This window comes from Pseudarthrobacter sp. NamB4, from assembly GCF_005796185.1.
Taxonomy (GTDB): domain Bacteria; phylum Actinomycetota; class Actinomycetes; order Actinomycetales; family Micrococcaceae; genus Arthrobacter.
In genome coordinates this window covers 57,975-84,474 of the sequence record NZ_VAHM01000007.1, presented here as the reverse complement: position 1 = coordinate 84,474, position 26,500 = coordinate 57,975, and the positions used below count along the sequence as shown (strand labels likewise).

General features: G+C 64.3%; 24 protein-coding genes and 1 pseudogene. 17 read left to right on the top strand and 8 right to left on the bottom strand.

The annotated features are described in order from the left end of the window. The first annotated feature begins 4 nt into the window (after nt 1–4). Nucleotides 5–475 carry a hypothetical protein gene (locus tag FDW81_RS08620; RefSeq protein WP_138133779.1) on the top strand — a complete coding sequence of 157 codons (471 nt, stop codon included), beginning with the start codon at nt 5–7 and terminating at the stop codon, nt 473–475. Between the two features lie 465 nt (nt 476–940). On the opposite strand, the gene FDW81_RS08615 is transcribed toward FDW81_RS08620, so the two are convergent. Then, nucleotides 941–1,369 (bottom strand): cupin domain-containing protein, encoded by a 429-nt coding sequence (locus tag FDW81_RS08615; RefSeq protein ID WP_205754604.1) that lies wholly within the window; start codon nt 1,367–1,369, stop codon nt 941–943. Between the two features lie 471 nt (nt 1,370–1,840). Here FDW81_RS08615 and FDW81_RS18705 point away from each other — a divergent pair. From FDW81_RS18705 to holA, 3 genes and pseudogenes are all read left to right on the top strand, one after another. After that, nucleotides 1,841–2,110: pseudogene (locus tag FDW81_RS18705) on the top strand (phosphotransferase); the annotation flags it as partial. 54 nt (nt 2,111–2,164) lie between these two features. Further along, entirely contained in the window at nt 2,165–2,356 is a 192-nt protein-coding gene (locus FDW81_RS18420; protein ID WP_240720085.1) for a hypothetical protein, read from the top strand. Nucleotides 2,357–2,599: 243 nt separating this feature from the next. Continuing rightward, complete coding sequence (gene holA, locus FDW81_RS08605) at nt 2,600–3,616, top strand: DNA polymerase III subunit delta (protein ID WP_138133778.1); 1,017 nt, start codon at nt 2,600–2,602, stop codon at nt 3,614–3,616. Nucleotides 3,617–3,707: 91 nt separating this feature from the next. Here the strand turns inward: holA and rpsT are convergent, their stop codons facing one another. Next, complete coding sequence (rpsT, locus tag FDW81_RS08600) at nt 3,708–3,968, bottom strand: 30S ribosomal protein S20 (protein ID WP_138133777.1); 261 nt, start codon at nt 3,966–3,968, stop codon at nt 3,708–3,710. A 187-nt stretch (nt 3,969–4,155) separates the two neighbouring features. Then, nucleotides 4,156–4,740 (bottom strand): type II toxin-antitoxin system PemK/MazF family toxin, encoded by a 585-nt coding sequence (locus FDW81_RS08595; protein WP_138133776.1) that lies wholly within the window; start codon nt 4,738–4,740, stop codon nt 4,156–4,158. Nucleotides 4,741–4,923: 183 nt separating this feature from the next. On the opposite strand from FDW81_RS08595, the gene lepA reads away from it, so the two are divergent. Together lepA and hemW are read left to right on the top strand one after the other, a co-directional pair. Further along, nucleotides 4,924–6,777, top strand: a complete 1,854-nt coding sequence (lepA, locus tag FDW81_RS08590; RefSeq protein ID WP_171027143.1) for a translation elongation factor 4 — start codon at nt 4,924–4,926, stop codon at nt 6,775–6,777. Between the two features lie 36 nt (nt 6,778–6,813). Further along, nucleotides 6,814–8,043 (top strand): radical SAM family heme chaperone HemW, encoded by a 1,230-nt coding sequence (gene hemW, locus FDW81_RS08585; RefSeq protein WP_138133775.1) that lies wholly within the window; start codon nt 6,814–6,816, stop codon nt 8,041–8,043. Nucleotides 8,044–8,168: 125 nt separating this feature from the next. Here hemW and FDW81_RS08580 read toward each other — a convergent pair whose 3' ends face one another. Further along, nucleotides 8,169–8,588, bottom strand: coding sequence for a DUF4870 domain-containing protein (locus FDW81_RS08580; protein WP_138133774.1), 420 nt, complete (start codon nt 8,586–8,588; stop codon nt 8,169–8,171). A gap of 152 nt (nt 8,589–8,740) precedes the next feature. Then, nucleotides 8,741–9,595, bottom strand: coding sequence for a DUF3097 domain-containing protein (locus FDW81_RS08575; protein ID WP_138133773.1), 855 nt, complete (start codon nt 9,593–9,595; stop codon nt 8,741–8,743). Nucleotides 9,596–9,769: 174 nt separating this feature from the next. Between FDW81_RS08575 and hrcA the strand changes: the two genes are divergently transcribed. From hrcA to FDW81_RS08560, 3 genes are all read left to right on the top strand, one after another. After that, on the top strand, nt 9,770–10,783 hold the full coding sequence (gene hrcA, locus FDW81_RS08570; protein WP_138133772.1) for a heat-inducible transcriptional repressor HrcA: 1,014 nt from the start codon (nt 9,770–9,772) through the stop codon (nt 10,781–10,783). Nucleotides 10,784–10,864: 81 nt separating this feature from the next. Next, nucleotides 10,865–11,992: a molecular chaperone DnaJ gene (gene dnaJ / locus FDW81_RS08565; RefSeq protein ID WP_138133771.1), complete on the top strand. Its 1,128-nt coding sequence runs from the start codon at nt 10,865–10,867 to the stop codon at nt 11,990–11,992. A 2-nt stretch (nt 11,993–11,994) separates the two neighbouring features. Next, nucleotides 11,995–12,774: a 16S rRNA (uracil(1498)-N(3))-methyltransferase gene (locus FDW81_RS08560; protein ID WP_138133770.1), complete on the top strand. Its 780-nt coding sequence runs from the start codon at nt 11,995–11,997 to the stop codon at nt 12,772–12,774. 24 nt (nt 12,775–12,798) lie between these two features. Here FDW81_RS08560 and FDW81_RS08555 read toward each other — a convergent pair whose 3' ends face one another. Further along, nucleotides 12,799–13,746 (bottom strand): GerMN domain-containing protein, encoded by a 948-nt coding sequence (locus FDW81_RS08555; protein WP_240720104.1) that lies wholly within the window; start codon nt 13,744–13,746, stop codon nt 12,799–12,801. 358 nt (nt 13,747–14,104) lie between these two features. On the opposite strand from FDW81_RS08555, the gene FDW81_RS08550 reads away from it, so the two are divergent. The 5 genes from FDW81_RS08550 (at nt 14,105) to FDW81_RS08530 (ending at nt 19,609) form a co-directional block, all read left to right on the top strand. Continuing rightward, nucleotides 14,105–15,193 (top strand): PhoH family protein, encoded by a 1,089-nt coding sequence (locus FDW81_RS08550; RefSeq protein WP_138133768.1) that lies wholly within the window; start codon nt 14,105–14,107, stop codon nt 15,191–15,193. Continuing rightward, nucleotides 15,190–15,663 carry an rRNA maturation RNase YbeY gene (gene ybeY, locus FDW81_RS08545; RefSeq protein WP_138133767.1) on the top strand — a complete coding sequence of 158 codons (474 nt, stop codon included), beginning with the start codon at nt 15,190–15,192 and terminating at the stop codon, nt 15,661–15,663. The genes FDW81_RS08550 and ybeY overlap by 4 nt, the downstream gene beginning before the upstream one ends. Continuing rightward, nucleotides 15,660–16,991, top strand: coding sequence for a hemolysin family protein (locus tag FDW81_RS08540; RefSeq protein ID WP_138133766.1), 1,332 nt, complete (start codon nt 15,660–15,662; stop codon nt 16,989–16,991). The genes ybeY and FDW81_RS08540 overlap by 4 nt, the downstream gene beginning before the upstream one ends. Next, a complete protein-coding gene (gene era, locus FDW81_RS08535; protein WP_138133765.1) occupies nt 16,975–17,934 on the top strand; it encodes a GTPase Era in 960 nt (319 codons plus the stop codon). The genes FDW81_RS08540 and era overlap by 17 nt, the downstream gene beginning before the upstream one ends. Before the next feature lie 157 nt (nt 17,935–18,091). After that, complete coding sequence (locus FDW81_RS08530; RefSeq protein ID WP_240720083.1) at nt 18,092–19,609, top strand: LCP family protein; 1,518 nt, start codon at nt 18,092–18,094, stop codon at nt 19,607–19,609. A 93-nt stretch (nt 19,610–19,702) separates the two neighbouring features. On the opposite strand, the gene FDW81_RS08525 is transcribed toward FDW81_RS08530, so the two are convergent. After that, nucleotides 19,703–21,655: a M13 family metallopeptidase gene (locus tag FDW81_RS08525; protein ID WP_138133763.1), complete on the bottom strand. Its 1,953-nt coding sequence runs from the start codon at nt 21,653–21,655 to the stop codon at nt 19,703–19,705. 255 nt (nt 21,656–21,910) lie between these two features. On the opposite strand from FDW81_RS08525, the gene leuA reads away from it, so the two are divergent. The 3 genes from leuA to FDW81_RS08510 all read left to right on the top strand — a co-directional run bounded on the left by leuA (nt 21,911) and on the right by FDW81_RS08510 (nt 25,359). After that, entirely contained in the window at nt 21,911–23,650 is a 1,740-nt protein-coding gene (leuA, locus tag FDW81_RS08520) for a 2-isopropylmalate synthase (protein ID WP_138133762.1), read from the top strand. Between the two features lie 90 nt (nt 23,651–23,740). Continuing rightward, nucleotides 23,741–24,493 (top strand): DNA repair protein RecO, encoded by a 753-nt coding sequence (gene recO / locus FDW81_RS08515; RefSeq protein WP_138133761.1) that lies wholly within the window; start codon nt 23,741–23,743, stop codon nt 24,491–24,493. A gap of 2 nt (nt 24,494–24,495) precedes the next feature. Then, complete coding sequence (locus FDW81_RS08510) at nt 24,496–25,359, top strand: isoprenyl transferase (protein WP_138133760.1); 864 nt, start codon at nt 24,496–24,498, stop codon at nt 25,357–25,359. 92 nt (nt 25,360–25,451) lie between these two features. On the opposite strand, the gene FDW81_RS08505 is transcribed toward FDW81_RS08510, so the two are convergent. Then, the gene (locus FDW81_RS08505; RefSeq protein ID WP_138133759.1) at nt 25,452–26,471 is read right to left on the bottom strand and encodes an alpha/beta hydrolase; all 1,020 of its coding nucleotides are present in this window, start codon (nt 26,469–26,471) and stop codon (nt 25,452–25,454) included. Nucleotides 26,472–26,500: the final 29 nt, after the last annotated feature.

Genomic DNA, 26,500 nt, shown 5'->3' with positions numbered 1-26,500 from the left:
ATACATGCGCACATCAGAAACAATGACCGAAACTGAGCGGCTCCATCGTCTCTCCGAAAACCTCATGAGTCAGCTGGGCAAGGGCAGGGAATGGGCCACGCCCGGGGTCCAGGCTGCGCTCCAAAGAGCGGTGGCCGGACTGGATACAGGGATTGAGACTGCCTCCCCGCGCCTTCAGGCGCTGTTGCGCAGGTTGGCCGACGAGCTTGCTGGCAGTGTGGAGACGCTCACTCCCCAATTCCAGGAACGGTTGCGGCGTGTAGGCCCGAAAGCCGCCCCAGTCCCGGTCCCGCCTGTCCGATCGGCATCCAAAGCCCGGTGGTGGATCCTTGGACTGGTTGCCCTGGCAGCCGGGGCAGCACTGTGGCGCTCCCTGCAGTCTTCCAAAGAAGAGTCAGCGCCGTTGGTGAGTGATGAGGAAGCCAGCAGCCCAGATCGGAACCTCGACACAGACCTTGCCGCCGGCCGGATCTAGAAGCGACGACTGGGGAAGCGGCAGGAGGAGGTTTGAAAGCCATGACGCCGGCCGGTCTGGCCGAAACAGCTCATCTAACTGGTTCCCCACGGTTTGCGCTGCCCGGAAGTGCACCCATAGGTCGTGGTCTTCCATGACCCGGGCAGCCCCTTCTCGCAGCTCTGTTTGGAGGCTAAGTATTTCAGAATGCAGCTCGGAGTTCCGTTGCAACCAGGCGCAGTCTTTCGAGGCTGATCCGGCGAGCCCGATAAGTATTGCCGAAGCCCTGCCTAACTTTCGGGCCAAGTTATCTGTCAGTTCAATCATGCGAATCCCCCAACTTCGTTATGTACCTAGACCTACAGATGGATACCTGCGGTAAGGCTCCCCCGGGCGGCGGCTGCGGCCCTGCACCATCCATACTGTGAGGTTCTCGACTCTTGACTTGTAGGGTGACCTGCCTTCAGAGGACAAGCCCGTGCCGCTCTACCAGCGGCATCGTTGCCTCGAAGTCCACCTCGGTGCCGTACTCGGCCGCCAGAGCGGGAAGTGTATCCGGGGAGTATTCGCCACCAGCTCGGCGAGTCGGCGGAACAGCGCCTCAATGCCGGCAGAAACGATTATCTCCAACACACGAAGTTCGTCGTCGCCGGCATTCCAGAAGGTGTGCCAGCGTCGGCGAGGTTCAGCCACCTCCCCGATAACCCCGAGCGTGCCGGCCAGCACGTACGTGTATTCGTCTTCGCGGCTGTGCCTGTGCATCGGGGCGGCCAACGCCTTGGGGGCGAGCACGTGTTCCATCAGTGCCACGCGTCCGGAGGAAGCCGCGCTCTCGATAAGGTACCTGTCGAGCAGTCCAGGCTCTCCGGTAATGTCACCTTCACCCGCGCGGACGACGTGAGGACCAGACAGCATATCCGTACCGCAATGGTATGTCCGTGGGAATCCGTGCGGATACCCACGTAACTTGGGACCGCTCGGCCTGGTTCAAGACGGGTTGCCACAGTCTCCACCAAAGTGCGGTCATCGGAGCCAGAACTGACCCGTTAGCCTGCTGGGCAATCCTGGCACCGGAACCGGCTCAGTGCCGGACAAGCTGCGTTCGTGGAGGCCCGGCTCCCGGGCGTTCGCTTCCTGAATGATCTTTCCTGGAATCTCGCGGACACCGCGGTGCTCGAGTGTCGCACGGGGAGCTCAGAGACGTAGTCAAGGTTGCGGGACCTTCGAATCACCGCATAGGGCGTGAGATAGACGCGCACGGGTCCTTTACCGGCGTCTGGACCTGCGAGGACAGGGCGCCCAGGCTCGTACATGCCGACCGCTCTCTAAACCTCCTGGTGACGGATTACCTGGAAGGTTGCCTTGCAGAGGGAAGTGCAGCCGAACATGACGCAGACACATACCTGCAAGCGGGAATTCTCCTGTGCATTCCACTCCCAAACGGTACGGACTGACTTGCGATACGAGGCCGCAGCTCCGGCTAAGGCGATGGCCTGGCTGGACACGCACAACCGCATCCAGAAACCCCTGGCAGCGCAAGTGCGAGCCGTACTCGCCGCATACCGACCGGAGCCGGTAGCGGTCGTGCCGACCCACGGTGACTGGCAACCACGCAACTGGCTCATAAACGGAGCTGAACTGAGGGTCATAGACTTCGGTCGGTTGCGTTCAGCCGGCCATCACCGATTTCTGCCGCCTGGCCGTGCAGCAATGGCGCTCCCGTCCCGAACTGCAGGTGCCTTTTTCGAAGGATACGGTCCAGATCCAGGGGAGAGCAGGCTCTGGAACCTAACGCTGCTGCGCGAAGCTGTCTCCACCGCCGCCTGGGCTCTCCAGGTCGATGACCACGAGTTCGAGAAACAGGGTTACCGGATGCTCCGTGACGCCCTGGCCATTTGCTGAAGCACCCCAGCCAAAGGACCCGTTTAATGGGCCTGCGTCTGCCGGAGCCTCCGACCTTGTCACATGTCCTCGTGTCCCTGCTGGATCACTGCATAACGACGGAACCATCCACGAACGGCAAACGCTGAGGCACCCACTGCCCGAAAACGAGCAGCACGAAGGCCATGACAGTTCCAGCTTGGAGCAGAGGGCTGGACATGGCAGGCTGGGATACTCCACAAACCTTCCCGGAAGGAACCCGCGATGGCCGCTGTGCAAAAGCGAGCAACCCGTTCCACGGCATCGAATCCGGCCCCCTGGCGGGATGTGAGTCCCGCATCAATCGTCCTGATCAGCGGCCCCGAGGAGTACCTGGGGATCAGGGCGATGGACAGCATCCGGACAAAGGTACGGGCAGCAGCGCCGGACGTGGAGCTGAGCCGCATCAACGCTGCCGCCTATGAGGCGGGGACCCTCCTCATGCAGGTCAGTCCGTCCCTTTTCGGTGAAAGCAAACTCATCGAGGTCGAAGCCGTCGAGGCCATGAACGACGCCTTCCTGGCGGACGCGCTTGACTACCTGGGGCATCCTGAGTCCGACGCTGTCCTGGTCCTCCGGCACAGCGGGGGAGCCCGGGGAAAGAAGCTCCTGGATGCGGTGAAGAAGGCGGGCTGGCCTGTAGTGGACTGCCAGCCGCTTAAGAAGGACGCTGAGAAGGTAGCCTTCGTGTCCGCGGAATTCAAGGCGGGCGGCAGGCGCATTGAACAGGAAGCAGTCCAGGCCCTCGTGAACGCCGTGGGAGCCAATCTGTCAGAACTTGCGTCGGCGTGCAGCCAGCTGATCGCCGACGCGGGCACCACTGTCACCACCGACATCGTGGACCGGTACTACGGGGGCCGCATTGAAGCGACGGCTTTCAAGGTCGCCGACGCGGCAATGGCCGGCAATGCCCCCTTGGCGCTCTCAACACTCCGCCACGCCCTGGCTACCGGTGCGGACCCCGTTCCCTTGGTAGCTGCGCTGGCCGCCAAGCTCCGCACCGTAGCGAGGGTTGCCGGTGCTTCCGGATCCTCAGCGCAAATCGCCGCAGAACTTGGAATGCAGCCCTGGCTGGTTGAGCAGGCGCAGCGCGAAGTACGCCAATGGTCGCCGGAGGGCCTGGTCCGGTCGATCCAGGCCACGGCCGAGGCCGACGCCCAGGTCAAAGGACTCTCCCGTGACCCGGTCTATGCAGTGGAACATGCGGTGACGGTGATTGCCATGTCCGTGCAGGGCCGGTAGCGCTGCCGTTCCCTCCGGCAGGGCTTTAAAGACGCGTGGCCGGCACCCGAGGGTACCGGCCACAGCCTTCAGTCCAAACGAACTGGAAACCTTACAGTGCGTTGACCTTCTTGGAGATCGCCGACTTGCGGTTCGCTGCGTTGTTCTTGTGCAGAACACCCTTGCTGACAGCCTTGTCCAGCTTGCGGCTGGCAACCTTCAGGGCAGCAGCAGCTGCATCCTTGTCCGTGGACTCAACGGCGGTGTTGACGGCGCGGATGGCCGTCTTCAGCTCGGACTTGACTGCGTTGTTGCGCAGGCGTGCCTTCTCGTTGGTGAGGATGCGCTTTTTCTGGGACTTGATATTCGCCACGTGTGAACTCTCTTTTTAATGCGGAAATGGTCTAGAGGGCTTTCAGATTGGCCATTGACTGAGCGGCGTGGGGATACCTATGGCGGCCAACCATCAGTGGCCGTCGACCTGCACGGACACACAGCTCAAAATAATAGCAGGTCAGCGGCGTCGCTGGCCATTTCCAGGGTCCGTCAACCTGCAGTGCCTACGTCCAGCCATGCAGCCGCCGCAGCCCCGCCGCAACATCCTCGAAACGGGCGGGGTCGAGCACTGCCCCTTCCCGCCGGATATTCTCTTCCCGCAGCTGCAGGATACGGTCGATCCGGGCCTCGCTGGGTCGGTTTTGCCGGTCCCATCCGCCTGCACCGAGGTCCACATAATCTCCAGAGGAAGAAGATGCCGAAACACGGTCCCGACTCGTAAGCATCAGTCCCAGGAGATACTGCCCGCTGCGCCCCACCAGGAGGACAGGCCGGTCTTTTCCGCGCGTGTGGTCCTCCTCATAGGGGACCCACGCCCACACCACTTCACCAGGGTCCGGGTTGCCGTCCGGCTGCGGGGCATACCGAACGGCAGCGCGGCCCCGGAAATCACCGGGATAATCAACTCCGGGGGAGCGGGGTGCAGCGGCAGGCATTCCGGCAGATGCCTTGCCATTGGTCTTCCCGGGAACCCTGTGGGAGTCCGGGCGGGCCCCCTGACGTGCTCCAGGGGCGGGCGGGCGCGAATTCTGGAGCAACCTGAGCCCTGCTTGGACTGCGGACGTCAGCGAACGAAGATTGAAAGCCATCCGCCCACCCTATCGCCGGACACCGCACGCTCCCTCGCAGGAAACAAACACCACCCCTGCCCGGATGCGGTGCGGTGGGCCGGGACGTGGGACACTGGAGGTTGAAGAAGTGCGGCATAACCGCGGGTGCCCTTGGTGCGGCCTGTGGCTTGGCCGCGGAAATGCCAACAGTAAGGATTCTGCGTGTCTCCCATGGCCCGCACCGCCCCGGTGCCCGCCGCGACAGATCCGGCCATCATCCGGAATTTCTGCATCATCGCGCACATTGACCACGGTAAGTCCACCCTGGCCGACCGCATGCTGCAGTCCACCGGCGTGGTGCAGGCGAGGGACATGAAGGCCCAATACCTGGACCGCATGGATATCGAACGTGAACGCGGTATCACCATCAAGTCCCAGGCCGTCCGCATGCCATGGGAAGTGGATGGCGTCAGTTATGCCCTGAACATGATCGACACCCCGGGCCACGTTGACTTCACCTACGAAGTCTCCCGGTCCCTCGCAGCCTGCGAAGGCGCGGTCCTGCTGGTGGATGCTGCCCAGGGCATTGAGGCCCAGACCCTGGCCAACCTGTACCTGGCCATGGAAAACGACCTCACCATCATTCCGGTCCTGAACAAGATCGACCTTCCCGCCGCCCAGCCGGAGAAGTATGCAGCGGAACTGGCCAACCTGATCGGCGGCGACCCCGAGGATGTCCTCCTGGTCTCCGGCAAGACGGGTGTGGGAGTCGAGGCCCTTCTGGACAAGATCGTCACGGATCTTCCCGCACCAGTAGGTAACGCTGACGCGCCGGCCCGTGCCATGATCTTCGACTCCGTCTACGACACCTACCGCGGCGTGGTGACCTACGTCCGTGTGGTGGACGGCATGCTGCACCCGCGTGAACGCATCCAAATGATGTCCACCCGGGCATCCCATGAGCTCCTGGAGATCGGCGTCAGCTCCCCGGAGCCCACCCCGTCGAAGGGCCTGGGCGTCGGCGAGGTAGGTTACCTCATCACCGGAGTGAAGGACGTCCGCCAATCCAAGGTTGGCGACACCGTCACCAACCTGGCCAAACCGGCGTCGAAATCCCTTAGCGGCTACGCGGATCCCAAGCCCATGGTGTTCTCCGGCCTTTACCCGCTGGACGGCACTGACTACCCCGTACTCCGCGACGCTTTGGACAAGCTCAAGCTCAACGACGCGGCGCTGATCTATGAGCCCGAGACCTCTGCCGCGCTGGGCTTCGGCTTCCGCGTCGGTTTCCTGGGGCTGCTGCACCTGGAGATCGTCCGTGAACGCCTGGAGCGCGAATTCAACCTGGACCTGATTTCCACCGCGCCCAACGTGGTGTACGAAGTCACCCTGGAAGACAAGAGCGTTCTGACGGTGACCAACCCGAGCGAATTCCCGGCCGGCAAGATCAAGGAAGTCAGGGAACCGATGGTGTCCGCCACCATCCTTGCCCCGAACGAATTCGTCGGAGCCATCATGGAGCTGTGCCAGGGCCGCCGCGGGCAGATGAAGGGCATGGACTACCTCTCCGAGGACCGGGTGGAGCTGCGCTACTGGATCCCGCTGGCCGAGATCGTCTTCGACTTCTTCGACATCCTCAAGTCCAAGACGCGCGGCTACGCCTCACTGGACTGGAAGGCCGACGGCGAACAGGTCGCCGACCTGGTCAAGGTGGACATCCTGCTACAGGGCGAGCAGGTGGATGCTTTCAGCGCCATCACCCACAAGGACAAGGCCTACGCCTACGGCGTGATGATGACAGGCAAGCTCCGCGAGCTCATTCCGAGGCAGCAGTTCGAGGTGCCCATCCAGGCGGCCATCGGCTCACGGATCATTGCCCGCGAAAGCATCCGGGCTATCCGCAAGGACGTGCTGGCCAAGTGCTACGGCGGAGACATTTCCCGTAAGCGCAAGCTGCTGGAAAAGCAAAAAGAAGGCAAGAAGCGGATGAAAATGGTGGGCCGCGTGGAGGTTCCCCAGGAGGCCTTCATCGCTGCCCTCACCACCGACGAGTCCAAGGACAAGGCCAAAAAGTAGTGAACACAGCGTCCGGCAACACCGGAGGCCCCTGCAATGCCTAGCACCCTTCCCCTTGGCGACCCTGCACCGTCGAACGGCCTGCTGCCCGGACAGGCAACAGATGGTGTGGCGGACCGCGCGTTCGGGCTGTATGTGCACATCCCGTTTTGCGCAGTCCGCTGCGGTTACTGCGATTTCAACACCTACACTGCCACGGAACTCGGGGGCGGTGCTTCCCAGGACGCCTATGCGGCCACCGCTTCATCAGAAGTGGTGTTCGCGGCAAAGGTTCTTGCCGAGTCGGGCCTTCCCCAGCGGAAGCTGGGGACAGTGTTCTTCGGCGGGGGAACCCCCACGCTGCTCCCCGCCCATGACCTGGCCATGATCCTTCGGACGGCCATTGGCCAATGGGGGCTTGAAGAGGGTGCAGAGGTCACCACCGAGGCGAACCCGGATTCCGTCACCCCCGAGTCGCTTGCCGTCCTCAGGGAAGCGGGCTTCACCCGGGTGTCCTTCGGCATGCAGTCCGCCGTCCCCCACGTCCTCAAGGTCCTGGACCGTACGCACACCCCAAGCCGAGTTCCCCAGGTGGTCCGGTGGGCGCGGGAAGCCGGCCTGGACGTGAGCCTGGACCTGATTTACGGCACGCCGGGGGAGTCCCTTGCCGACTGGCGCCACTCCCTGGAGACTGCCCTGTCCTATGAGCCGGACCACATCAGCGCCTACGCCCTGATAGTGGAGGACGGCACCAAGCTGGCCGCCCAGATCCGCCGTGGCGAAGTGCCCGGAATTGACGACGACGACCACGCCGACAAGTACGAACTCGCCGACCAGCTGATCACCGAAGCCGGCCTGGGCTGGTACGAGGTCAGCAACTGGGCACGGACGCCGGAGCACGCCTGCCGGCATAACCTCGCCTATTGGCGCGGCGACGACTGGTGGGGGATCGGACCAGGCGCACATTCCCACGTCGGCGGCGTCCGCTGGTGGAACGTCAAACACCCCACAGCCTATGCCGGGCGCCTGGCACAGGGCCTTTCACCGGCAGCAGGCAGGGAGACGCTGGACCAGGAGACACGGAACGTTGAACGCGTGTTGCTTGAGGTGCGCCTCCGGTCCGGACTCGATATTCCCACGCTGAGTCCGGCGGGGCGGCACGAGGTTGCCGGGCTGATCGCGGACGGGCTGGTGGATCCCGCCGCGGCGTTCCGGGGAAAGCTGGTCCTGACGCTTCAGGGCAGGCTGCTGGCCGATGCGGTGGTCCGCAGAGTCCTGCCGGACTGACGCGGAGATCCCTTCGGAACACTCCCAGGCTCGCCTCGGGGGCCTTCGGAACGCCGCTCACCGCACCCTAACCTCGCAGGCTGGGCCGGGAGCCCTGCGGGCGTGACCCCGGGTCGTTGCTTTGGCTACTTAATCCAGCGGAGGTTGTACTGGTAGCGGTGCGGCTGGCCGCGGTTGACGTGGATGCCGGCGGCGACCGAGTAGCAGGTCAGCGCGATCCAGATGAGGGTGGCAATCACGGCAAACACATTGCCGATCACCGGAACAAAAACCAGGATGTTGGCCACTACTGCCGCTACGGTGGGCGGGAGGCTGAAGTTCAGCGCCTCCTTGGACTCCTGCGCCGTAAAGGGCCCCCGGTCGCGGAAGATCAGGTAGATCAGCAGCGCGGGAACGCAGCCCAGGATGCCGCCAAAATGTGCCATGGTGGCCCACTGCCGGTCCTCGCTGGCTGTCAGGGGCAGCGCATTCGCCGGAACGCCATGATATTCCGAACGGCCCTGGCCGCCCTGGCTGTCCCTGTGATCGCGTGCGTTTTCTGCCACAGTCTGTTCCTTCTGAAGTGCAAATGGTGCTGACTAAGAGTGCTTGTTCAATGCGCCCGGCCTGCAACTGTCACAGGATCCGCAATACCAAGAATACTGGCTGCCGGCCGCCTTCTGCCGCCGGGCACGGCGGTGGCGGGGAAACGCGGGTCCTACGGAACCGTCAGGAAGTCGATGACTTCCTCAACCCTTCCCAGCAGGGAGGCTTCGAGGTCGGCGTACGTCCGGACCGCGCCCAGCAGCTTCTGCCATCCCAGGCCGATGTCTTCCTTCGTTTCATGCGGCCAGCCAAAGGCTGCAAGGATTCCGGTTTTCCAGTCCTGCCCGCGAGGCACCACCGGCCACTTCTCAATGCCCAGGACAGCAGGCCGGATAGCCTGCCAGACGTCCACGTAGGGGTGGCCCACAATGAGCACGTTGCCGGCGGCACCGGGAGAGGCCATCACAGCGTCCGCAATGCGGGACTCTTTAGAGTCGGGCACCAGGTGGTCCACCAGTACGCCCAGTCGCCGGCCCGGGCCGGGCCTGAACCCGGCCACCGCTGCCGCGAGGTCATCAATGCCATGCAGCGGTTCGACGACGATGCCTTCCACCCGCAGGTCATCTCCCCAGACCTTCTCCACCAGTTCGGCGTCGTGCTTTCCCTCCACCCAGATGCGGCTTGCCTTGGCCACCTGGGCACGCTGGCCGGCCACACGGACGGAGCCGGAGGCAGTCCTGCCGGCAGCGACGGAGGCGCCCGTTGCCTGCCGCGGGGCGGGAGGCAACAGTTTGATCGGCTGGCCTTCGAGGAGGAACCCGAACCCCAACCGGAAAGACCTGGACTTGCCGCGGCGGTCCTCCAGGGCCACCACGTGCATCCCGCCCGACTTTTCCACCCGGCTCACGGCACCTACCCAGCCGGACTGGACGTCCTCCAGCACCATCCCCCGTTCAACGGGCACCTCAGCCGGTTTGGCCTTCTGCGGGGCGGACATGTCCTGGGGTCCCCAATTCTGGTACTGCATGGATTCACTCCGCCTAGCGCTAGATCACCGTCCGGAATTTCGCCCGGAGCGGTACCAATGCTAGCAACGGGGCGAGTCATAATAGACTGTTAGCACTGAGGCATGTCGAGTGCTAACCATGGTGGTGGCACAGCGCGGGCGGCGCGCCGCCTGAACCCTGGATGGAGGTGGAGTGTGAGCGAGCCACGCAAACTGGAAGTACTGCGGGCCATCGTGGAGGACTACGTCCACTCCCGCGAGCCTGTTGGGTCGAAGGCCCTGGTGGAGCGCCATCATCTTGGCGTGTCCAGCGCAACGATCCGGAACGATATGGCCGCTTTGGAGGAAGAGGGCCTGATCACCGCTCCGCACACCAGCGCTGGCCGGATCCCCACGGACAAGGGCTACCGGCTGTTCGTGGACCAGATTTCGGCAGTCAAGCCGCTGTCGCAGGCAGAGCGCCGGGCCATCCAGTCGCTGCTGGAAGGATCGGATGACCTTGACGATGTGCTGGACCGCACTGTCCGCCTGCTGTCCCAGCTGACCAACCAGGTTGCGGTGGTCCAGTACCCGCACCTGAACCGTGCGCTCGTGCGCCATATCGAGTTCGTCCTCCTCGCCCCGCGGAAGGTGCTGGTGGTGCTGATCGCCAACAGCGGCAAGGTCGAGCAGCGCGTTATCGACGTCGGCCAGGACCTGGGGGATGAGGCACTCGGTGCCCTGCGCTCACTCTTCCTGGGATCCCTTACCGGTACCCCGCTCAGCCAGCTCGCCCAGTCCCTCCCTGCAGTGGTGGCCACGGCGGGACCGGGGCAAAGGCAGGCTGCGCAGGCGCTGGCGCGTGGGCTTGAAGGCCTTGCCCACAGCAGCCGCGAGGAGCGGATGGTGATGGCCGGCACGGCAAACTTGGCGCGGTCCAATGTCGACTTCCCGCTGAGCATAGGGCCCGTGCTGGAGGCGCTTGAGGAGCAGGTGGTCATGCTGCGCCTGCTGAGTGAGATGGCGCAGGACCATCGCGGAATAGCTGTCAGCATTGGACGCGAAAACCCCTACGACGGGCTTGCCGAGGCATCCGTCGTTGCCACGGGGTACGGCCCGGGCAGCGCAGCGAAGATCGGCGTGCTGGGCCCCACTCGGATGGACTATCCAACCACTATGGCCGCCGTCAGGGCAGTCGCCCGCTACCTTTCACGAATACTGGGGCCCTGACACCACAACCCGGCACCCGGACAGGCAGAGCATTTCCTGCAGTCAAACTGCAGGCAGTACAACAAGGAAGAGATACGAACTTTGAGCAGCCACTACGACGTCCTTGGAGTCTCACGGGAGGCCACGGGAGAAGAAATCAAAAAGGCCTACCGGAAATTGGCCAGGAACCTCCACCCCGACGTTAATCCCGGGGAAGAGGCAGCCGACCGCTTCAAGGCAGTGACCCATGCCTACGAAGTTCTCTCGGATCCCCAGAAGCGCCGGGTGTATGACACCACGGGCAACGAAAACGGTACCGACAACGGGTTTGGCGGCGGCGCCTACGCCGGCCAGGGGTTCGCGTTCCAGGACATTTTCGACACCTTCTTTGGTGCGGGCGGCACGTCCGGCCCGGCCTCCCGGGTCCGGCGCGGCCAGGACGCGCTCATCAGTGTGCGGATCGAACTCCGCGATGCTGTGTTCGGTGTCAACAAGAAGCTGGAAGTGGACACCGCCGTCACCTGCCCCACCTGTGAGGGTTCATGCTGCCGCCCGGGGACCCATCCCGAACGCTGTGATATCTGCGGTGGCAGCGGACAGGTCCAACGTGCCGTCCGCTCCATCCTGGGGCAGGTCATGACCGCTGCACCCTGCGGAACCTGCGAGGGCTTCGGTACCGTCATCAAAGATCCCTGCAACGAGTGCAGCGGGCAGGGACGGATCCGCAGCCGCCGTTCGCTCACCATCAAGGTTCCTGCCGGTGTGGCCACCGGAACCCGCATCCAGCTCTCCGGCCAGGGCGAGGCCGGGCCAGCAGGCGGACCTGCGGGTGACTTGTATGTGGAGATCCGCGTCAACAACGACCCCACATACGTCCGGGACAACGACGACCTTCACGCAACCCTGCATATTCCCATGACGGCAGCTGCCCTGGGCACTGAGGTGAGCCTCGAAACCTTCGACGGACCCCAGGAAATCGACGTCAAGCCCGGTACCCAGTCGGGTGAAATCATCACCCTGCGCGGACTCGGAGTGACCCATCTGCGCGGCTACGGCCGAGGGGACCTCAAGGTGCATCTCCAGGTTGAAACGCCGGCCAAGCTTGACGCCGCCCAGGAAGAGCTCCTGCGGCAGCTGGCCAAGATGCGGGGGGAACAGATTACGGAGGGCAAGCTGGCGGCCAGCGGAGGCATGTTCGCCAAGCTCCGTGACCGGCTCGGTAACCTGTAGCGGTGAGCAACCCCGTCTTTTTCGCCCCTCCCGGGACACTGGAGCAGATGGCACCAGGCGGAATCTTCGTCCTGGAAGGGCCCGAGGCCCGTCACGCCGTCGCAGTGAAACGGCTCGCACCGGATGAGTATGTCGACATCGTGGATGGCGCCGGAACGCGCATGAGCGGAAGGGTGCTCACAGCGTCGCCCGGAAGCCTCAAAGTGGAGTGCACTGCCCTGGCCGTGGAGGAACGGCCCCGCATCAGGCTGGTGCTGGTCCAGGCCCTGGCAAAAGGTGACAGGGACGAACTGGCCATCGAGACGGCCACCGAACTCGGGATTGATGCCGTCATACCGTGGCAGTCCGAAAGGTCCATTGTCCGCTGGAAGGGCGACCGGGCCACCAAGGCGCACGCCAAGTGGCAGTCCGTTGTCACCGCAGCTGCAAAGCAGGCGCGGCGGTCGTGGGTGCCGGAGGTCCGGTCGCCTGTGGACACTGCCGGGCTGGCGGGACTTGTTGAGGCCGGGGAACTTGCAGTCATCCTGCATGAGGACGCCGTCAGGCCCCTGCGGACCGTGCTGGAAGCCTGGAAGTTTCCGGACGGAACGGAACCAAGGGAGGTGCTGCTGATCGTGGGACCGGAAGGTGGCATCAGTCCCCGCGAGGTAACCCGCCTCTGCGGGAAAGGCGCCGTCACAGCACTGCTGGGGCACCATGTGCTGCGCTCATCCACGGCCGGACCTGCCGCCGTCGTCCTTGCCAGCGACGTGCTGGGCCGCTGGGCTGCTCCTGGCCGCTAGCTGTACCAACGGCGAGCCTGCCGGCTAGCGGACTTTGAAGCTCCGTGAGTCTTCATTCGGGTCAGGCTGGTCCGCGGTATCGGCCTGGGCCACCCGCAGCTCGTACTCGCCCGGCGGCAGCGTGAGGGCGAGAGTGAAAACGCCTGCTTGGGCGGCCTCGGCGGCTGCGGCTGCTTCTCCAGTGACGAACGGAGCCTTGCTGCCGTTTTCTTCAGCCTTCAGGACCTGCCACCGGACTTTCCCGCCCGCCGAGGTACTGCGCCCCGTGACCTTGACACTTCCGGCAGGGAGCTCGGAGTTTTCCTGGGGATCGATAATCCAGACGGGCGCCACCACACCGGCAGCCCTTGCCATCAGATCGCCCAGCTGGACATGGCCAAAAGCAACGTAATCCGTGTGCCCGTCCACCAGGATCCGCACCCGCATCTGCTGCCCGGAGTCGATAAGCCCTGAACTGGCAGCTGCGGCAGTGGCTGTATACACGAGTTGCTGGACGGCGCGCGCTGCCATGTCGGCGTCGAGGTTGCTGTTGAAGGCGTCCTCGGACACATCCACTGTGATGACATCCTTGCCTGAGATGGAGGTTGCCAGGTTGCTGGGGTTCTGCCACGGGGTGAAGAAGTCCGGGTCCAGGGGCTTCTCGGACATCATTGCCCGCAAGGCCCGCGTCACGGGGTTCTCCTGGTCGGGAACATCCCTGAATTCCCGGAACAGGAAAACGTTGCTGTTCGTGCGGCCAATCCAGTACACCGGCGCCTTGTTGGAGGATTGGGTCGTTTCCAGGGGCGCGCTGGTGGAGGGCACAGTGCCGGTGATCGCCGGACTCGACGCAAGGGCTTCAGTGGGCGAAGGATCCGGTTCGGCAAGGCAGCCCGACAGAAGCGGGACTACTGTCAGAACCGCTGCCAGGAGGGCCGGGCGCACTCGGCCGCCAGCCCGTCCTGCCCTTCGGGGCGCAGCAGTTTCCGGCACTTTTGTTGCCCAGTCCTTTCGTGCATCGCGGGCCGCTCCCCACAGCGGCGGTCCCAGCGCAAGCTGGATTTCCAGCATGGCACAGGGTGCTGTGCCAATTTGCAGTTCAGCGCCTCCCGGCGGTGAACTGCAACGCGAACGATATGGGGCCGATATGAACTTGATACCTAAGCACGGATGTTGTCCCCTTCCGGAAGCAGCATCCTCCACTGCTGCGGCGCTTCCGGTATCAAGTTTTTACGTTGTCCTGGCGTAAGATGGAAGGATCGCTGGGCAAGGCGTACCGGACGGCTCGCCGGCTCCCGGCGGTGTCATTGTTTTCGGACTTGAGGGGATTACGGGCCTGCGGGCCAACACCATGACTGAATCAGCGAATGGAAAGCGCCGGCTCAACACGGGAGAAGGCGCTGCGGGGGAATTTCCACATTCCCTCCCCGGCAGCCGTACCGAGGTAGTCCTTTTCGACAACTCCGATCAGATGGTCCAGTCCCTGGGCAGCCACGATGAAGCCCTTCGTTTCATTGAGGAGCAATTTCCGGACGTGAACTTCCATGTCCGCGGCAACGAGCTTTCCATCACGGGGCCGGCCAGTGACGTGCCCCGGATCATGCGCCTCCTCCACGAGGTTCGTGGACTCGTTGCACGGGGCACGGTGATCAGCCCGGCGGTGCTGCAGCAACTCGTGGCACTCCTGAGGACCCAGTCCCTGCAGAACCCGGTGGATGTGCTGACGCACGACATTCTCTCGAGCCGCGGAAAAACCATCCGGCCGAAGACCCTCAACCAAAAGAACTACGTTGACGCCATCGATGACAACACGGTGATTTTCGGCATCGGCCCGGCGGGAACAGGCAAGACCTACCTGGCGATGGCGAAGGCTGTCCAGGCCCTGCAGCAGAAAGAGGTCAGCCGCATCATCCTGACGCGCCCGGCGGTGGAAGCGGGGGAGCGGCTGGGATTCCTTCCCGGAACCCTGAGCGACAAGATTGATCCCTACCTGCGACCGCTCTATGATGCGCTGCACGACATGATGGACCCCGAGTCCATCCCCAGGCTGATGGCCGCCGGGACCATCGAGGTTGCTCCCCTTGCCTACATGCGTGGACGGACGCTTAACGACGCTTTCATCATCCTTGATGAGGCACAGAACACCACCCCTGAGCAGATGAAGATGTTCCTGACGAGGCTGGGGTTCGGTTCCAAAATGGTGGTCACCGGCGACGTCACCCAGGTTGACCTGCCGTTCGGAACCCGCTCGGGGCTTCGCATAGTGGAGGAGATCCTGCAGGGCATCGAGGGCGTCAGCTTCTCGGTGCTGGACGCGGCGGACGTCGTCCGGCACCGGCTCGTCGGGGACATCGTTCACGCGTACGGTATTTGGGATGACGCCCAGCGCAGCCGGGTGAAGCACTCGGCAGGCAGCGGCAAACGGGGGGAACACGCGTGAGCATAGAGGTCAACAATGAGTCCGGCGTCCAGGTGGATGAAGCAGAACTCGTAGCGTTGTCCCGGTACATTTTCGAACAGCTATACATCCATCCGCAGGCCGAGCTGTCCATCCTCCTGGTGGATGAGCCTGCTATGGAAAAGCTCCACATCGAACTCATGGATGAGCCAGGTTCCACTGACGTCCTGTCCGTGCCCATGGACGAACTCACTCCTGGCACTCCGGACCGGCCAACGCCGCAGGGCATGCTCGGCGACATCGCTATCTGCCCGCAGGTGGCCCGCGTGCAGGCCCGGAACGCCGGCCATGCCCTGCAGGAGGAGATGCTCCTGTTGACGACGCACGGCATCCTGCACCTGCTCGGTTACGACCATGCCGAACCCGAGGAAAAGGCAGAGATGTTCGGGCTGCAGCGCGAGCTGCTGTCCGGATTTACCGGCAAAGAAGCACCTGCCGAGACCACCCAGTGACGCCACTGCTCCTCGTCGCCATGGCCTTGGCTTTCCTGGCTGTGGCGGCGGTGCTGACCGCGGCCGAGGCCGCCTTCAATTTCATCCCGCGCCACGATGCCGAGGAAGCCCTGCTCAAAAGCCGCGGCAATGCATTGCGGCGGATCCTCGCCCAGCCTGTGGCGCACATTCGCGCCCTGAGGTTCTGGCGTATCTGGTTCGAAATGGCTTCCGCCGTTGCCGTTGCCGTCCTGCTCTACAGCCTGCTGGACAATGTGTGGCTCGCCGGCCTGGCGGCCACCGGCATCATGGCCCTGCTGGGCTTTGTCATCGTGGGAGTTTCCCCACGTCAGCTAGGCAGGCTCCATTCAGCCGCCGTCGTTCGCTTCACCGCACCGATGATCCGTTTCCTCACCTGGATCCTGGGTCCCATCCCGGCCTGGCTTGTGAGGCTTGGAAGCTCGGCCGCCCCCGGCGCCCCCGGTGGAGATGAAGCCTTTTTCAGCGAGCAGGAGTTCCGCGAGCTCGTGGAGCGCGCCAGCGAGTCGGACATGATCGAGGACACCGAAGCGGAAATGATCCAGTCGGTCTTCGACTTCGGAGACACACTGGTCCGGGCCGTCATGGTGCCCAGGACGGACATCCTCACCATCGAGGCGGGATCGAGCCTGCGCCAGGCCATGTCCCTCTTCCTTCGCTCCGGCTATTCCAGGATCCCGGTCATCGGCGAAAGCACCGACCAGATTCTTGGCATCATCTACCTCAAGGATGTTGCAGCGGCCATCCATGAGCTGGGACCGAACGAGGAACCCCCGCTGGTGGATTCCCTCGCACGGGAAGTACGGTACGTACCCGAATCGAAACCCGTCAGCGACCTCCTCCGCGAGCTCCAGAAAGAGTCGACGCACGTGGCCATCGTTATCGACGAATACGGCGGGACTGCCGGCCTGGTCACCCTCGAGGATCTCATAGAGGAAATCGTCGGCGAGATTGTGGACGAATACGACACCGAAAGTGCGGAGGCCGTGGAACTCGGCGACGGCTCTTACCGGGTCAGTGCCCGCATGGGCATAGATGACCTGGGTGAGCTTTTTGACATTGAGCTGGAGGACGACGAAGTGGACACCGTCGGCGGCCTGCTCGCCAAAGCACTCGGCCGGGTCCCGATCGTAGGCAGCACCGTGGAAGTCCAGGGTGTGTCCCTCCGGGCGGACAGGCTGGAAGGCCGCCGCAACCGCGTCAGCCACATCATTGCGGCGCCGCTGGCAAAAGAAGACACTGACCTTGAAGACCTCTTCCAAGAGGCGGAAGCAACCCAGCAGGGAGTTTCACGTGAGCAAGAAAAATAAGGCCGAAAGCCAGGACGATTTCGGCGGTTTCCGCGCAGGCTTCTCCGTCCTGGTGGGCCGCCCCAACGCAGGCAAGTCCACCCTGACCAATGCGCTGGTGGGCAAGAAGGTGGCCATCACTTCCGCCAAACCGCAGACTACCCGCCACACCATCCGTGGAATCGTCCACCGGGAGGATGCCCAGCTCATCCTGGTGGACACGCCCGGCCTCCACCGCCCCCGCACGCTCCTGGGCAAGCGGCTGAACGAGCTCGTTGCCGACACGCTGGCCGAGGTGGACGCAATCGGGTTCTGCCTGCCGGCGAACGAAAAAATCGGCCCGGGGGACAAGTTCATTGCCGCCCAGCTGGCTGCTGTAGGCCGCAAGCCTGTTATCGCCATTGTCACCAAGGCCGACCTGGTGGACCGCCAGGCCCTGACCGAGCAGTTGTTGGCCGTGGCTGAACTGGGCCGGGAAGTCATGGGGGAGGAGGGCTGGAAGGACATTGTCCCTGTCTCCGCCAGCGACGGGTTCCAGGTGGACACCGTGGCAGAAGTCCTCATCGGCCACATGCCGCCGTCGCCTCCGCTGTATCCGGACGGTGAACTCACGGACGAGCCGGAGGCTGTGATGGTGGCGGAACTTATCCGGGAAGCGGCGCTGGAAGGTGTCCGGGATGAGTTGCCCCACTCGCTGGCCGTAGTGGTGGAGGAAATTGTTCCCCGCGAGGACCGTCCTGAGGACAGCCCGCTTTTGGATGTCCGGGTCAACCTGTACGTGGAGCGTCCGTCGCAGAAGGCGATTATCATCGGCAAGGGCGGCAGCAGGCTCCGGGAAGTAGGCAGCAACGCCCGCAAGGGCATCGAAGCCCTCCTGGGTACGCGCATCTACCTTGACCTGCATGTGAAGGTGGCAAAGGACTGGCAGCGGGACCCGAAGCAGCTGGTTAAGCTGGGCTTCTGATCCGCTCCAACCGGGTACTGGCACATGCCACCCGGCTTTTTCCCAGCCTGGACCACTAAGATGGGCCGGATTTCGTATTTAGAGGAAGGTTCTCCACGTGGGGTTAGGCCGCGATAGACGCGACAACGGGTCCGCTGTGCCAAACGGGCGGGGCCCCGTGTCCCGCCACGCCGGGGACGGTGCCGTTGGAGCAGCCCGCCATCTTGGGCCCCTCCGGGGTAAACCCGTATGGCTCAAGGCCGTCACTGCCTTCCTTGCACTCGTTCTCGTGGGCGGCCTGGCGTTCGCCGGCTTTTGGTACCTGCGCCTCCAGAACAACATCTCCAAGGCCCCGCTGAACGCAGGCGGCAGCAACGCCGAGTCCGTCAGCGACGCCACGGGACGCATGCAGATCCTGATCCTTGGCTCGGATACGCGCGACGGAAAGAACGCGGAGTATGGAACAGCGGACGATTCCAGGGGCTACGGCAAATCGGATGTCATGATGTTGATGGACATCTCCGAGGACAACAAGCGCGTGAGCGTGATCAGCTTTCCCCGGGACCTGCTGGTGGACATTCCGGAGTGCAGGGATGAGGAAACCGACCGGGTCTATCCCGCCCGCAGCGGCATAATGATCAACGAAGCCATGGCTGAGGCAGGCATAGGCTGCGCTGTGGACACCGTCAACCAGCTCACCGGCCTGGAGGTGGACCACTTCATGATGGCTGACTTCAATGCGGTCAAGGAGCTGTCCAACGCCGTCGGAGGCGTGGAAGTGTGCATCAGTGACGCCGTCTACGACCCCGATTCGCGGCTCCGGCTGCCTGCCGGTACCTCGGCCGTGCAAGGCGAGATGGCCCTGGCCTTCCTGCGGACACGCCACGCTTTCGCTGACGGCGGTGACCTGGGCCGGATCAAGGCCCAGCAGGGCTTCCTGTCGTCCTTGACCCGCAAGATCAAGGACGAGGGCACACTGTCCGATCCCGGCAAGATGCTGAAGATCGCTGACGTGGTAACCCAGAACCTGACCGTGGATGAGGGCCTGGCATCCGTGCCCACCTTGCTGACCATCGGCAACCGGCTCAAGGACATTGACATCAGCAAGGTCGCGTTTGTGGCGGTACCCACCATGCCGGCAGTTGCCGACGCCAACCGGCTCCAGATCGCCGAGCCGGCCGGCTCGCAGCTCTTTGCCGCCCTGCGCCAGGACGTGGACCTGACCGATCCGACCGCCCCTGCCACCCCCGCGCCAACGGAAACGGCGGCTCCGCCGTCAGCCGCGCCGACAGAGACGGCTCCGCCCCTGCCGCCCTACGACAAGGCGCTGCAGCCGGTGACGGTGGCCAACGGTTCCGGCGTCCCTGGCCGGGCGCAGGAGATTGTGCAGGCGCTGGTTTCGGGAGGATTCACCCAGGCAGCCCAGTACGAGGCGACCGTGGTTGAGCAGTCGGTGGTCTATTACGGTCCGGGCTTTGCAGATGTCGCAGCGGACGTTGCCGCCCTGTTGGGCATCCCTGCCGGGCAGATGGTCCCGGCGCCTGCGGTGTCAGGCGTGCAGGTCTATCTTGGGACGGACTTCGCCACGGGCACTGCCTATGAAGCGGCACCGGCATTGCCTGAGAACATCGTCAACCAGACCGCCGGAGATGCCTCCTGCCAGCAGGCGAACCCGGCGCTCATCGTCCAGGGCTAGCTTCCCGGTCCGGCCAGCGGGAAACCGGCCGCACCGACCCAGCTCAAAAAACAGTGGGGCCGGCCAGATGGCCGGGCCCCATTGCAGGTCCTGCTACCAGATGCTCACCCGTTCCGCCGGCGGCATCCACATGCCGTCCTGCTCGGTGACGCCGAACGCTTCGTGGAAGGCGTCCAGGTTCTTTGCGATGGCGTTGGTGCGGAACTCATTGGGGGAGTGAGGGTCCGTCGCCAGGCGGCGGATGGCCTCTTCCGGCCTGATAACCTGGCGCCAGCCCGCCGCCCAGGAAGCAAAGAAACGCTGCTCCCCGGTCAGGCCGTCCAGCACCTCCGGTTCCTTCCCGCCCAGGCTGATCCGGTAGGCCTTGTAGGCGATGGCCAGTCCTGCGAGGTCGCCGATGTTTTCGCCCAAGGTGAGCCGACCGTTGACGTTGTGGCCAGGTGCTGCCGAAGGTGACAACACTTCGAACTGGGCCACCAGCTGCGCCGTGAGCTTTTCGAAGGCCGCGCGGTCCTCCTCCGTCCACCAGTTCCGCAGCGCCCCGCCGCCGTCGAACTGCGACCCCTGGTCGTCAAAACCGTGGCCGATCTCATGGCCGATCACGGCACCAATACCGCCGTAGTTCACGGCGTCATCCGCATCCGCGGTGAAGAACGGTGGCTGCAGGATCGCCGCCGGGAACACAATCTCGTTCATCATCGGGTGGTAATACGCGTTGACTGTCTGCGGCGTCATCAGCCATTTGCTGCGGTCCACCGGCTTGCCCACTTCATCAAGGTGGCGATCCACGTCGGCGTTGTGCGCCCGCTCTACGTTGCCCAGCAGGTCGGCGGGGTCAATTTCCACTGCCGAGTAGTCAATCCACTGGTCCGGGTATCCGATCTTGGCCCGGAAACCCTCCAACTTCCGCAGCGCCTCGGCTTTGGTTGCTTCCCCCATCCAATCGACCCCGGTAATGCTGCGGCGGTAAGCCTCGATGAGATTGGCAACGAGCGTCTGCATCCGCGCTTTATGGGACTCGGGAAAGTGCCGGGCGACATATATCTGGCCCACGGCCTCGCCCAGCGCTGCCTCGACGACGGCAACACCCCGCTTCCAGCGGTCCTTGTTCCGGGGAGTGCCGCTGATAGTGGTTCCGTAGAAGGCGAAATTGGCATCCACGAAGGCCGAGGAAAGGTACGGAGCCGCTGCACTCACCACCCGCAGGGCAAGCCATTCCTGCCAGTGCTCCAGTGGTTCAGAATCGAGGAGGGCGGCTGCGCCGTTGAAGAACGGCGGAGTGCTCACCACGATTTCCTGCCGTTTTTCCTTGTCGATCCCTGCAGCATCGAACCAAGTGCCCAGCAGCGGGAACAGTTCGGACGCCTCCTCCGCTGTTTTCAGGTTGTAGGTCTTCTGAGGGTTGCGCAGGGTGACGTTGTCCCAGTGGTGGGACGCCAGCTTGGTTTCCAGCTGCACCACACGCTCTGCGGCGGCACCCGCGTCGGCAACGCCCGCCAGGTCCAGCATTGTCTGCACGTGCCCGGCATAGGCCGTGACCATCGGCAGGAACTTTTCTTCGCGGTAGTAGGACTCATCCGGAAGTCCGAGGCCGCCCTGCCCGGTGTACAGCAGGACCCGGTCCGGGTTGCCCGCGTCCGGGGCCGGGTAGATGTAGAAGAGCCCGCCGACATCGGCGCGGAACAGCCGGCCGGCCAGGGCGACGAGTTCCGCAATGGAGGTGGTGGCAAACACCTCCGCAAGGCGCCCACGGATCGGTTCCATGCCCTTGGCTTCCACTGCTGCCTCGTCCATGAAGCTGGTGTAGAGGTCGCCGATCTTGCGCTCGATCCCGGTGGCGGCGTCACCCTTGGCGGCTGCTTCCTCGATGATGTCGCGGACCGCGATCTCGGAACCGTCGCGGAGGGCCGTGAACGTCCCCTCGAGCGGCCGGTCATCGGGGATCTCCGTGGCCTTCAGCCATGCTCCGTTGACGTGCTGGTAAAGGTCATCCTGCGGGCGGACCGTGTGATCAATAGTGGACAGGTCGATCCCCGAAATGGGCACTGAAACTCCTTCTGATGAAGAGCCATGCAGGGGAGAATTCCCCGCGCAGCGTCTGCATGGTGGACTTTGCTGACGGTAGTGCCCCTTCATCTTACGCACCCGTGTTACCCTCAAAAGGTGCGTGCAGAGCTCCTTCTTCTTAGCTGCCGCGGCGAGGCCTCAGACGCGATCTAGCGCAAGGCCCACCCTCGCTGCGGAGTTTGTGTTGCCCGGCCACCCTTTTAACTTGGAACCACAGAAAAGGCCCCGATAGTAATGCGAAACGCACAGAAGCCCTCCGGAATGCCCGTCCACCGGTACACGCCCTTCCAGGACCTGATCAAGGTTGAGATGCCGGACCGCACCTGGCCGGACAAGGTCATCACCAAGGCCCCGCGCTGGTGCGCGGTTGACCTCCGTGACGGCAACCAGGCCCTGATCGACCCCATGAGCCCGGCCCGCAAGATGAAGATGTTCGATCTGCTGGTCCGCATGGGATACAAGGAGATCGAGGTTGGCTTCCCGTCCGCGTCGCAGACCGACTTCGACTTTGTCCGCCAGCTCATCGAGGGCAACCACATCCCGGACGACGTCACCATCCAGGTCCTGACCCAGGCCCGCGAACACCTGATCGAGCGGACATACGAAGCCCTGGTGGGCGCCAAGCAGGCTATCGTGCACCTCTACAACTCCACCTCGGTGCTGCAGCGCCGCGTGGTCTTTAACCAGGACGAGGACGGGATCCTCGATATCGCGCTGCAGGGTGCGCGGCTGTGCAGGAAGTACGAGGAAACCCTCGTGGACACCCACGTGACTTACGAATATTCTCCGGAGTCCTTCACCGGCACTGAGCTGGAATACGCGGTGCGCGTGTGCAACGCCGTCGCGGATGTTTTCGAGGCCTCCGCGGACCGCCAGGTGATCATCAACCTGCCGGCGACCGTGGAAATGGCCACGCCAAACGTCTACGCCGACTCGATCGAGTGGATGAGCCGGCACCTGCATCCGCGGGAAGGCATCATCCTCTCGCTGCACCCGCACAACGACCGGGGCACCGGCGTGGCGGCGGCGGAACTGGGCTACATGGCCGGTGCGGACCGGATCGAAGGCTGCCTGTTCGGCAACGGCGAACGTACCGGCAACGTAGACCTGGTCACCCTGGGCCTGAACCTCTTCGTCCAGGGCATCGATCCCATGATTGATTTCTCCAACATCGACGAGGTCCGCCGGACGGTCGAATACTGCAACCAGCTGCCCGTCCCCGAGCGTTCGCCTTATGGCGGGGACCTGGTGTTCACTGCTTTTTCCGGCTCCCACCAGGACGCCATAAAAAAGGGCTTCGAGGCGCTGGAGCGCGACGCTGCCGCCGCAGGCAAGGCTGTGGAGGACTTCACCTGGCAGGTCCCGTACCTGCCGGTGGACCCCAAGGACCTGGGCCGCAGCTACGAGGCCGTCATCCGGGTCAACTCCCAGTCCGGCAAGGGCGGTGTGGCCTACCTGCTCAAGAACGAGCACAGCCTGGACCTGCCCCGCCGTGCCCAGATTGAATTCTCCGGCGTGATCCAGCGCCGAACAGACACTGTGGGCGGCGAAGTCAGCGGTGCCCAACTCTGGCAGATCTTCCAGGACGAGTACCTGCCGTCCGGCAAAACCGACGGGCAGTGGGGACGCTACTCCCTGGGTGCGGTGAAGACCGAGACGGACGACGACGGCGGCATGACGCTTCACGCTTCGCTCGACGTGGATGGCGTGCAGGTTCAGCGTACGGGCACCGGCAACGGCCCCATCGCCGCGCTGCTGGGCATCCTGCGGGAAGACGGCGTGGATGTCCGCGTCCTGGACTACAGCGAGCATGCGCTCTCCGAAGGCGGCAATGCGATGGCAGCCGCGTACGTCGAATGCGCGGTAGGGGAGCGGGTCCTCTGGGGCGTCGGCATCGACGCCAACACCAGCATGTCGTCCCTGAAGGCCGTTATCTCCGCCGTGAACCGCGCCATCCGGGACGCCCAGGCCTGACCGCCGCCCTGTTGCGCCACCGCGGACCTGCCGCGGCGGCCCAGCAGGCATGCGGGAAGCCGTACCCGCAAAGAATGGGAAGATAAAGGCGTGGCCCAACACTCTTTCGCCTCCCGCGCTTACCGGGACGACGCCGTCGTGCTTCGAACCCACAAGCTGGGCGAGGCGGACCGCATCATCACGCTGCTGACCAAGCACCACGGCCAGGTGCGTGCCGTCGCCAAAGGTGTCCGGCGCACCAGCAGCCGGTTCGGGGCACGGCTTGAACCCTTCATGGTGGCCGATCTCCAGTTGGTGTCCGGACGGAACCTGGACATTGTCACCCAGGCCGTGGCCAAGGGCGCATATGGCGGCAGCATCGCGGCCGATTACGCCCGTTACACGGTAGCGGCGGCAATGACCGAGACTGCAGAGAAGCTCACCGACGTGGACGGTGAGGCCGGAACGGCGCAGTACACCCTGCTGGTGGGTGCACTCGCCGCACTGAGCCGGGATGAGCACGCTGCGGGGCTGATCCTCGATTCCTACCTCCTGCGGGCCGTGGCCACCGGCGGCTGGGCGCCCAGCTTCACCGCCTGTGCCCGCTGCGGGACGCCAGGCCCGCACTCCGCTTTCTCCGCGCCCTTGGGAGGAATGGTCTGCAGTGGCTGCAGGCCACCCGGGTCCCCGGCTCCGGCGCCTGAAACGGTGGCCCTGCTCGCGGCCCTGCTGTCCGGCAACTGGGCCACGGCGGACCAGTCCCTCCCGGTGCACCGGAAGGAGGCTGCCGGCCTGGTGGCGGCCTACCTGCAATGGCACCTCGAACGAGTCCTGAAGTCCCTCAAACATGTGGAGCGAAGCTGACAGTGGCCCTCGGCAAGAAGAACACCGCGTCCCGAAAGCGCACCCACCCGGTGGTTGCACCGTATCCGCATCCCTCCGGGGCGCTGCCGCCCTCCATCCCGGCAGAATTCATCCCCCGGCACGTCGCCGTCGTAATGGACGGCAACGGCCGCTGGGCCAACCAGCGCGGCCTGCCAAGGATCGAAGGGCACAAGGCAGGGGAACCGGCGCTGCTCGACGTGATGGCAGGGGCCATCGAGCTGGGCATCGAGTACGTCAGCGTCTACGCCTTCTCCACGGAGAACTGGCGCCGGTCGCCCGAGGAAGTCCGGTTCCTGATGGGATTTAACAAGGACGTGCTGCGCCGCCAAAGAAACCAACTCGACGAATGGGGTGTGCGCGTGCGCTGGGCCGGACGGCGCCCGCGGCTTTGGGGTTCGGTCATCAAGGAGCTGGAGGAGGCCGAGGAATTCACGGCAGGCAACAGCACCTGCACGTTGACCATGTGTGTGAATTACGGCGGCCGCGCGGAGATTACCGATGCTGTGTCCGCCATCGCCGAGGAAGTGGCTGCGGGCAGGCTCAAGCCGGGGGCCGTTACCGAACGGACCATCCAAAAATACCTTGACGAGCCCGACCTGCCCGACGTGGATCTTTTCCTGCGCAGCTCGGGCGAGCAGCGGCTGTCCAACTTCCTGCTCTGGCAGTCCGCTTACGCGGAGTTCGTCTTCATGGACATCCTGTGGCCCGACGTGGACCGCCGGACGCTCTGGGCGGCCGTTGAAGAGTACGCGCAACGCGACCGCCGTTATGGCGGGGCAGTGGATGCGGCACCCGCAGGCACCTCCACCCCGGGCACGTCCGGGGCCAATGCTCAGGCGGGGTAGCCCCTCAGCCACGCGGCCAGGTCCCTGTAGGCCTCCTCCCGCACCCCGCGGTTTCCGGAGTGCCTCAGCAGTGTCCCGCCCGGTGCGGGCGGTCATCGCGCTTCCCTGCCCATCCCTTCGTTCCCGGCTCCCGGTGGCTGCGGCCCGCCATCGCCGTACGCCCTGAGCCAGCGCGCCAGGCGGGCGTACGCGTCGGCACGCACCGCCGCGGGGGAGAGGAACACATCATGCAGCGCGCCGTCGATCCGTTCCACGGTTACAGTGCGGCCAAGGGTGAGGGCACGCGCAGCAATCACGTTGACGTCAAGGACGGCATCCCTCCGCCGCATCTCCTCCGACCAGAAGAGCCCGTTGGCGCTTCCGCGGGACAGCAGGACAAGGATGGGAACCTCGATGTCCAACCCGCGCGCCACCTTCGTGTGGCCGGCCAGCACGGCACTGAGCCAGCCCGCCCGCACGGGAAACGCCATCGGTGGGCGGTAACGGTCATCCAGGGACCACTCGCCGTCGGCCGAACTGCTGATGGTCCGCCAATAGAAGCCCCGCTCCGGAAGCCGGAGCACGGCCTCCGGACGGAACCGGGCAACAGGCCCCACCATGCTGGACGCCGCCCGCCGGACCAGTGAACTGCCATGCATCTCAAGCCAGGGGCTGTTCAGCACGAGCCGCGACACCTTGTCCGGATGCCTGCTGGCCCACAGGACAGCCACCAGCCCTCCCGTCGAATGGCCCATGACGGTCAAAGACGGGTCGCCGCCCTCCTGGTTGATCAGGTGGCAGGCGGCGTTGATCTCGGCGTCGTAGTCCTCGAGGTTGGCCACGTAGCCGCCCGGGAAGTCCGGGCGCAGGCTGCGGCCGTGGTTGTGCATGTCAAGTGCGTAAAAGTCATAACCGGCCGAGGACCAGAAGCGGGCCAGGTCGATATTGAAGAAGTAGTCGCTCCAGCCGTGCAGGAAAAGGACCGCCCTGCCGCGCGGGGGAGGGGAAGGCAGTGTGACGGCGGCCGGACGGAACCGGACCAGGGTGGCGGTGCGCTCCACGCCGTCGGGCCCGGCGGCGAGGAAGGCATGGGACTCGAATTCATCGCCCAGGATGTCCTGCTGCCATTCCATGGCTTTATGCTAATCCGCTCCGGTTTTGG

What these genes read in the sequence shown, in the direction of transcription:
- FDW81_RS08615 (WP_205754604.1), bottom strand. Translation starts at nt 1,369, where the DNA reads ATGCTGTCTGGTCCTCACGTCGTCCGCGCGGGTGAAGGTGACATTACC.
- leuA (WP_138133762.1), top strand. Translation starts at nt 21,911, where the DNA reads ATGCGAAACGCACAGAAGCCCTCCGGAATGCCCGTCCACCGGTACACG.
- FDW81_RS08595 (WP_138133776.1), bottom strand. Translation starts at nt 4,740, where the DNA reads ATGGCTTTCAATCTTCGTTCGCTGACGTCCGCAGTCCAAGCAGGGCTC.
- FDW81_RS08575 (WP_138133773.1), bottom strand. Translation starts at nt 9,595, where the DNA reads ATGCAGTACCAGAATTGGGGACCCCAGGACATGTCCGCCCCGCAGAAG.
- FDW81_RS08620 (WP_138133779.1), top strand. Translation starts at nt 5, where the DNA reads ATGCGCACATCAGAAACAATGACCGAAACTGAGCGGCTCCATCGTCTC.
- hemW (WP_138133775.1), top strand. Translation starts at nt 6,814, where the DNA reads ATGCCTAGCACCCTTCCCCTTGGCGACCCTGCACCGTCGAACGGCCTG.
- FDW81_RS08550 (WP_138133768.1), top strand. Translation starts at nt 14,105, where the DNA reads ATGACTGAATCAGCGAATGGAAAGCGCCGGCTCAACACGGGAGAAGGC.
- holA (WP_138133778.1), top strand. Translation starts at nt 2,600, where the DNA reads ATGGCCGCTGTGCAAAAGCGAGCAACCCGTTCCACGGCATCGAATCCG.
- FDW81_RS18420 (WP_240720085.1), top strand. Translation starts at nt 2,165, where the DNA reads ATGGCGCTCCCGTCCCGAACTGCAGGTGCCTTTTTCGAAGGATACGGT.
- FDW81_RS08505 (WP_138133759.1), bottom strand. Translation starts at nt 26,471, where the DNA reads ATGGAATGGCAGCAGGACATCCTGGGCGATGAATTCGAGTCCCATGCC.